Annotated in this window: 4 protein-coding genes; 1 reads left to right on the top strand and 3 read right to left on the bottom strand. The window is 57.5% G+C overall.

The features are described from left to right. Nucleotides 1-208: 208 nt before the first annotated feature. Nucleotides 209-1,498 carry a CO2 hydration protein gene (locus E1H13_RS25925; RefSeq protein ID WP_169617856.1) on the bottom strand — a complete coding sequence of 430 codons (1,290 nt, stop codon included), beginning with the start codon at nt 1,496-1,498 and terminating at the stop codon, nt 209-211. Nucleotides 1,499-1,717: 219 nt separating this feature from the next. On the opposite strand from E1H13_RS25925, the gene E1H13_RS25920 reads away from it, so the two are divergent. After that, nucleotides 1,718-2,146 carry an NUDIX hydrolase gene (locus E1H13_RS25920; protein ID WP_169617855.1) on the top strand — a complete coding sequence of 143 codons (429 nt, stop codon included), beginning with the start codon at nt 1,718-1,720 and terminating at the stop codon, nt 2,144-2,146. A 96-nt stretch (nt 2,147-2,242) separates the two neighbouring features. Here E1H13_RS25920 and E1H13_RS25915 read toward each other — a convergent pair whose 3' ends face one another. Both E1H13_RS25915 and E1H13_RS25910 read right to left on the bottom strand, forming a co-directional pair. Beyond that, complete coding sequence (locus E1H13_RS25915) at nt 2,243-3,802, bottom strand: NADH-quinone oxidoreductase subunit M (RefSeq protein WP_169617854.1); 1,560 nt, start codon at nt 3,800-3,802, stop codon at nt 2,243-2,245. 121 nt (nt 3,803-3,923) lie between these two features. After that, nucleotides 3,924-5,777, bottom strand: a complete 1,854-nt coding sequence (locus E1H13_RS25910) for an NAD(P)H-quinone oxidoreductase subunit F (protein WP_169617853.1) — start codon at nt 5,775-5,777, stop codon at nt 3,924-3,926. Nucleotides 5,778-6,361 lie beyond the last annotated feature (584 nt).

Raw genomic sequence — 6,361 nt, 5'->3', positions numbered from 1 at the left:
GGGTGGATGGGTAGGCGGGTGGATGGGTAGGCGGGTGGATGGGTAGGCGGTGGAGGGTAGGCGGTGGAGGGTAGGGGGTGGAGGGTAGGGGGTGGATGGGTAGGCGGGTGGATGGGTAGGCGGTGGATGCAGATAAGTACTCATCCACTCATCCACTCATCCACTCATCCACTCATCCACTCATCCACTCATCCACTCATCCACTCATCTACCGATACTCCTGCCGCTGGATATCCCGCAGGCGAGCTTCGGGGCGCAGGAATCGATCCATCTGGGCTTCGAAGAACTGGCGATTCACCATCCGATGGCGGGGGTTGGGGTCATCCAGGGGGTAGTGGAGGGCGGCGCGCAGGGCCTGAATCACGGCGGAGGTGACGTTGTACATGGAGCGCTGGAAGGTGATGCCCAGTTGAATCAACATGTCGTCTTCGCCCCGGCAGTGCTGGTGGTAATACGCCTGCAGATAAGGGGGCAAAAAGTGCAACATATCCTGCATCAGCAGGGTGGGGGGGATGCCTGCGCTGCCGACAGGGAACACATCAGCGTAGAGGATGCCGTAGTGGAAGTCGTGCTGATCTTGGGGGACTTCTTTGGCCTGGGCGTTGTAGGACTTGGTGCCCCGGAAGGGGGCGGTGCGGTAAAAGACGGCCTCCACGTAGGGGAGAGCGGCTTCGTAGAGCCAGGTGAAGCCGCAGGACTTGGGAATCAGCTCAAAGCATTCGTCGCCCACATAGACATGGTGGTAAATCGGTCGCCCCGCCACCGCAAAGATACCGTTAACCAGGAAGTTCATGGCGTCGGGTACCCCTGCGAAACCATCCTCGTCATAGATGTCGCTCATTTCAAAAAACACCGGGGCCATCACTTCCCAGAACAGGCCCAGGTTGGCGTAGTAGGAGAGTTCGCGACACTTTTCATAGAACATTTCGGGGAACAGCCGGTGCAACCCCAGCATGGCCGGGTTGCCCTTAAAGTAGGCGCGGATGGCGCGATCGCATGCCTGCTTGTACTCATCGGTATACAGGTAATCGTTAAACCGCCCACCCATGTCCTGGTGCCACAACATCGCCCGCATACAGGCCTCAGCAAACTCCATGTTGATCCGATCATGCCAGAGGTGGTGGAACAGCTTGGGTAGCGTACGGTTCACTTCGCCCTTGGCCATGAATTCCAGGAGTTCCGGGTGGGCAGTGGCCTCCCCCCGCCAGATGCGCAGGTCGGCGGTGTCCCCAGCGTAATGGTTGGGGAGATCAAGGTACTTCTGGGGCAGAAAGTACTTGAACGCCGGAATCGGATTGAGAAATACCCGTTCGGCAATGTAAAGCAGATCTCGCCAGTAAAAATCCATCGGCACGGCATAAGCCTTGTAGATGCCGATGATCTGCATCAGGTTTTCGGGGGTGTCCGGCAACATGGAACCGCCCGCCTCTAGCCGGTGAATCACATCGGCGTAGGGGTGGGTGGAGGGGGGGATGAGGGTTTGGGTGAGGGTGGGCATGGGGGTGGATGGGTAGGGGGTGGATGGGTAGGTAAGGGAGGTGGGGGAGATGGGGAAGGTGGGGAGATGGGGAGATGGGAAGGTGGGGAGATGGGGAGGAGAGTTATCAAGGTTGTGCGCGAAGCGTCTCCGAAGGAGAAATGTTGAGTTTTGGATTAGATTTGTTCCGGAGAGAATTCAAAATTCAAAACTCAAAATTCAAAACTCAACATTTTTACCATGGGCAAAAAAGTACGGATTCGGCCAATTTCTATCTGCTTGCTGCGGCGGGGGGACGAGATTCTGGTGCATGAGGGCTACGACGCTGTAAGGCAAGGGGGGTTTGCGCGACCGCTGGGGGGCGGCATTGACTTTGGGGAAACCAGTGCTGAGGCGGTGGTGCGCGAAATTAAGGAGGAGGTAGGGGCCGACATTACCGGGATTGAGCTGCTGGGCATCGTGGAAAACATCTTTGTCTACGAGGGGGAGTCGGGCCATGAGATTGTGTTTGTCTACGATGGACAGTTTGTGGATCAGTCGCTGTATGGGCGGGAGAGTCTGGCGGTGGTGGAGGGGAAACGAAAGTTTGAGGCGGTTTGGCGATCGCCCGATGTTCTCCGCCATGGCCCCTGTCCCCTGGTACCTGAAGAAATTTGGGATTTCCTCTAGCGATCCCCTCCTGGGAGGGGTGCCCGCAGGGCGGGGTGGGTTTGCAGGGGCTGGGGGGACCCATCCCTACCCCTCCTGGGAGGGGACCCAGATCGGCTATGGCAGGAGGGTGGCGATGGGAAGAATAATGGCATCGTCCGGGGCAACCTCCATTGGCAAGTCTTCAATCACCTCATCCGCCACCACCTGATCCAACACTACCGGAATGGAGGCCACCATGACGCTGGCGGTGGGTTCACCCCACTTCACCAGCCAGTTGGGCTGAATACCGAGGAAGAGAATCAGCCCCGCCAGCACGTAGGCAGGCAGCTTTTCAGAGAAGGTGACTTTAGGGAAATAGGCGATCGCATTGTCCAGTCGTCCAAAACAGGTGCGGTTCAGCAAAATCACAAAGTACACCGCCGTCAGGCCGGTACCGATAACTCCCAGCAGGGTCTGCACCGGATACATCGCATAGCTACCCTGGAACACCAGAAATTCGGTGACAAACCCCACCAAACCAGGAATACCAGCACTGGCCATCCCCCCCAACACCAGCAGGGCACTGACCATGGGTAGCCCCCGGATCGGGTTCATCAGGCCGTTTAGCACCTCCAGGTCGCGGGTGCCGACTTTAGCCTCAATCACCCCCACCAGGTGGAATAGGATGGCCAAAATAATGCCGTGGGAGACCATTTGACTGAGAGCCCCAGTTAGGGCCAGGTCGGTCATGGCAGCACTGCCCAGCAGCACATAGCCCATGTGACCGATGGAGCTATAGGCCACCATGCGCTTGATGTCTTTCTGGGCGATCGCCGTTACCGCCCCATACAGCACGCTCACCGCTGCCCACCCCGCCAGGTAGGGAGAAAACTGAACCCAGGCATCGGGAAATAGACCCAAGCCAAACCGTAACAGGCCATAGGTACCCAGCTTGGCTAGCACCCCCCCCAGTAGCATGGCCACAGGGGTATTGGCCGCCACGTAAGTATCGGGCAACCAGGTATGGAAGGGCACCAGGGGAATTTTGATCCCAAAGGCCACCAGTAACAGCCCCAATAGCACCGTTTGCCACACCATTGGCAGCTCATGGCCCATCACCGCATGGTAGGTAAAATCCTCTGCACCGCTGAGCCACACGGTCCCCAGAAAACCGGCTAGCATCAGCGCCCCCGACAGCGCCGTGTACAGCAAAAACTTGGTGGCGGCGTAGGCCCGTTTTTCGCCCCCCCAGATGGCAATCAGCAGATACAGGGGCACCAGTTCAATTTCATAAAGCAAGAAAAACAACATCAAGTTTTGGGCCACAAACGCCCCAGCCACCCCAGCACTGACCACCAGCAATAGACTGTAGAACAGCCGGGGCCGCTCCAGGTTGGGAGAGCTGCTCCAGATAGCAATACCAGTCAGCAGGCTATTAAGGGCCACCATCAACAGGGAAAGGCCGTCTAAACTCAGTTCATAGTTGAGGCCCAGGGCCGGCAGCCAGGGCAAAAACTCATGGAACTGAAAGCCGCCAAAAGACAGGTCAAATCGGGTAAACAGCCAGACTGTCCACAGCAGGGCCGCTCCAGAGGTGACCAGAGCCCCATAACGAGCCCGTTTGGCCGAGAGGCCGGGCCAGCAGGAGAGGGCGATCGCACCAATTAGGGGAATCAGTAAGAGGGGGGTGAGCATGGAAGGGAAGGGGGATTTTAGAGTTTGGATTTTGGATTTAATGTCCCCTCCTGGGAGGGGTGCCCGCAGGGCGGGGTGGGTTAGTGAATTTTGAATTTTGAATTCAAAATTCAAAACTTTGCTAGAACAATGCCGACAGGGCTGACCAGTTCATCAACACCCCCAGGGCCGCCACCCCCAGGGCAATGGTGAGCACGTAGAACTGTAGCTGACCGGTATTGCCGTACTTCAGGGTTTCGCCGCTGAACAGGGAGGCCAGACCCACCGCATTCACCAGGCCATCGACCACATAGCGGTCCAGCCAGTCGGTGATGCGGGAAAGGACATCGACGCCGAGGACAAAGGTGTTGCGATAAAGCTTAGGGGTATAGAAGTCGTAGGCCAGCAGGTTCTGTAAGGGTTTTTTCACCAGCTTTGCGGGATCTTCAACCACTCGATTGACGTAAAGCAAGGTGCCCACTGCCGCCCCCAGCAGACTGGACCAGGCCAGCAACAAAGCCATGTCCTGGTTGACGTCAGCCCAGGCCGGTAACCGCTGCAGCTGGATCAACACCAGCGGTAGATGCAGGGTAAATCCTGCCGCCACGGTCATCGGCACCATCATCAGCCAGATCGGTTCCGGCGATCGCACTGTCATCTGCTGCGCTGGCCCGGCAAAGATCAGCCCGATCATCCGAGCCAGGCTAAAGGCGACCAGCCAGTTGACCACCAGCACCAGCACCACCAACAGCCCCCGCTGGCTGTCCCAAAGCCCTGACACCAACGACAGCATGGCCCAAAACCCACCCAGGGGGGGCAGCGCCACTAGGCCAGCAGCGCCGACAATCAGGGTTAGGGCCGTCAGGGGTCGACGGCTCCAGAGTCCGCCCATCTGGGTCAGGTCCTGGGTGATCACGCCCAGAATAATTGAGCCAGACCCCATCACCAGTGTTGCCATAGCCAGGGCGTATACCAGGGCCAGCAATAGAGCGGCGGCGGGTTGGTGGCCCCCGACAGCAATAAACATCAGGCCCATGTAGGCACTACTGAGGTAAGACAAAACTCGCTTAATATCAACCTGGGCCGCAGAAATTAGGGTGGCACCAAGGGCCGTAACCGACCCGATGGCGATCGCCACGGCAGAGGCGGTGCTAGATAGGGCAATCACGGGCGCTAACTTCACCAGCACCCACACCCCAGTAATTACCACGACCGCGTTCCGCAGAATGGTACTAGGCAGCGGTCCTTCCATGGCTTCATCCAGCCACAGGTGCAGGGGAAACTGGGCACACTTACTCATGGGGCCAGCGATCAAGCCAATGCCAATCAGGGTCATCAGCCCGGCATCCACATTCGCGGTTTGAGCCCAGGCCGTCAGTTCCCGAAAGTCCCAGGTGTGGGCCAGGGGATAGATGGCCAGCACCCCCATCAACAGCACCAGGTCGCCCACCCGTTTGGTCAAAAAGGCGTCCCGGGCCCCGGTCACCACCAGGGACTGGTTGTACCAGAAGCCCACCAGCAGGTAGGTACCCAGGGTTAAAATCTCCAGCAGCATGTAAGCAAACAGCAAGGAGTTACACAGCACCAGGGCGCACATACCCGCCTCAAACAACGCCATCAGGGCGAAGAAGCGGCCCCAGCCCCAGTCCATTTCTAAGTAGCCCACCGCATAGATCTGGGCCAGCAGGTTGAGACTGGTGATCAGCACACAGGCCCCCAGGGTAATAGCCGACGCCTCTAGGGGAATGGTGAGATTCAGCCCCGACACCTGCAGCCAGGGGGCAAAAAAGAACTGGGGAGAGGACTTACCCCAAAAGGCCAGAAACGCCAACAGACTGTGCCCCAAGGCCAGGGCTGTGGTGACAATATTGATGTAGCCCGCCGGACGGGGGCCAGTGCGGCGAATCATCCCTGGAGACCAAGGAATGGTTAGTAATGCCCCGATCAACGGGTACAGGGGAATCAGCCAACTGGTTTGAGCCAGAACTGGTGTCATGGGCAACCTAGCAGAAACATCGAACATAGCAGCTGACAACGTTGACACAACCCTTTCTAAGCCAGAACTGGGAGCTACCCCATCCTGACGCTGGTGCCGCGCCAACGAATTGACTTAGGTAAATCAAAAATGAGATTAGATAGACTTAAGCCTATCAATATTGAATCGAGTTTAACCAATCCTGAGGGCAAACGCAAAGGGAAATTAGGCTTTCATCGATTTGCTTTTTATGATCGATTGATAAATTTCAATAATGCTTAGGGCGTCGGTTCCATAGGTCAAGATCCCAGGGTTATTGGACTCATAGGCGATGAGTTTTGGGGCATCTCAGGCAGAACCCTCCTAAGAAACACGGCTCCGATCGTAGGGTGGGCTCTGCCCACCAGCCCCAAGCCCCAATACTGTTCGGATAAGGTTCAGGTTGGTATTAGGATCGAGAAATTAAGTTGGGGTCGAACCGTTCCCCTCCCCCGATGGGAGGGTTTTCGGGCGGGGAATTTTGCCCGAGGCTTTTTCACGACCCGTGGATTACTGCGCCCCGCTCGGGGCGGAATGCGTTGTTCTGCCAACTCCGTCATGAGCCA

This window comes from Nodosilinea sp. P-1105, from assembly GCF_012911975.1.
Lineage (GTDB): Bacteria > Cyanobacteriota > Cyanobacteriia > Phormidesmidales > Phormidesmidaceae > Nodosilinea.
The sequence above is the reverse complement of the archived record's forward strand: the minus strand, read 5'-3'. Positions and strand labels throughout refer to the sequence as shown.